We start from the raw sequence: 1,716 nt of genomic DNA on the forward strand, positions 1-1,716 counted from the left end.
CTACTAACTGCAGAACTTTCGATTATAAAACACTGTAGCCTTCCAAAAGACGATTCAATGAATTTAACATCAGTTATCTCGTATTCATATTTATTTTCAATAGTCCCGGACCAGAGTTTCCATCTGCCATCAGACCAAAAATCCCCAATCTTCAAAGACCATGTCCATTTTGTGCCAATTACGTATGGAGCTTTTATAAATGGAAAAGGATTTAACTCTAAAATCTGGAAAAATTCATCTCTGGGTGGATGCATCCAAACATTAGCTTCATTCTCAATAACCCCTGACGATGTGTAGATTGAACCCAAATAGTTTTCCGAAGTAGGATATGCATACCCGATAATGGTCTGATTGTACCCTGGAATATGTTTATCAAAGCCCTGTAGACCTTTTTTAACCGATATTATAACCTTCTGGATAGTGTTTTGATCCACTTCATTTTCTGGTACAAATTCCCAGTAGGAGAGGCTGTCAATATATTTAAAGTAGTGCCTTTTATTAGCCTTATCCAAGTGCTCAAACTTGTAGTGAAAAGAAACACCCTCCCTGAATATCACATTGTTTCTGGTGAATCTGTTTTCATCGGTTACTGTAGAGTCAAATTTTTCCACAATAATCCCGTCATCATCTACTAATACGTAGTTTGTCCCTTGTTTCTCTGTGCTCTGAGAGTAAGAAAACGTAGTAAATCCGATAAATAGTAAAATACTTAAGTGGTTCATGATAATTAAGCAAGGAATTGTGTTTTATGCATTGCAAATTAATAGTCACCTCTATATTTCGAGTACCTGGCTTGCATTTCTTGTTCGACACCGGTGCTATTGCCAAAACCCCGTACCTGTTTTAAAGTTTTCTCATAACCTGGGTGCAGGCCACCACTGCAAACTATATTGGGAATATCATCCTGAAGGATTAATACGCCCCTTTGATAAATATGAACTACTACGGCAAGGATATCATACGGCTCAATGTCGTTTTTGCGCCGGACGTAGTTATATCCCATTTTTTGTTCGTCTGGAAAACCATATTCCTCATTGAGCCTTATAAATTCAGTGACAATTTCTGTTGCCCCGTCTATTAATTCCTCTAAGGTCATTTCTATTTTTCCCTCTCTCCACGAATGATATCTTTCAGTAAATTCTATATCTCTTCTCGACAACACCATAAATCGATTTCGCAATTCGTGATTGAAGTTGGTCTTGTAAAACTTCGCATATTCTTCAAATTTCAATTCAAATTCGTTGTACCACTTTCGATTCTTGAATTTTGAAAAGTATCTTAAAGGAGCACCACCCATTGCTAGTTTTTTGGCAAGTAAACTTGCCCACTCGAAATCCTTGGTTTGGTCTGCCACATAAAGCGCAACACTTAGGTCATGGCCGAGGGGAAATTCGATTTGTGAAAAGGCTTCCTGGAAATTTGCTCTGGCTTCTGTAAATCTTTCCGATGCAGTCTGCTTTTTGGCCAAATCCGTTATTTGAAAATAGGCTTCGTACTGGCATTCTTGCACTGGTAAAAACAAAGTGTAAAACAGGATTATAAAGGGCAAGGTTTTAGACATAGGTTGCCTAATTTGTTTTGTACAAACTAAGTTAGCATTTATCCGACAACGTGAAATCTGGTTAACATCGGCATGAGGTGTTTTAGATAAAGCCCATCAGAGTGAGTGGCGGGGGTACAAGGCTTCCAAAGGTGATTGGCTTTAGAAGGTGTCGA

At 38.3% G+C, this 1,716-nt stretch carries 2 protein-coding genes; both read right to left on the reverse strand.

Annotated elements, in window-relative coordinates; translation table 11 throughout:
* Window positions 1-722: hypothetical protein (locus tag WBV75_RS01190; RefSeq protein ID WP_424118836.1), on the reverse strand; the 722-nt coding region annotated here is incomplete at its 3' end.
* Window positions 723-760: 38 nt separating this feature from the next.
* Window positions 761-1,561 carry a hypothetical protein gene (locus WBV75_RS01195; protein ID WP_424118837.1) on the reverse strand — a complete coding sequence of 267 codons (801 nt, stop codon included), beginning with the start codon at window positions 1,559-1,561 and terminating at the stop codon, window positions 761-763.
* Window positions 1,562-1,716: the final 155 nt, after the last annotated feature.

This window comes from Robiginitalea sp. (assembly GCF_049588695.1).
In the GTDB taxonomy this organism is placed as follows: domain Bacteria; phylum Bacteroidota; class Bacteroidia; order Flavobacteriales; family Flavobacteriaceae; genus Robiginitalea.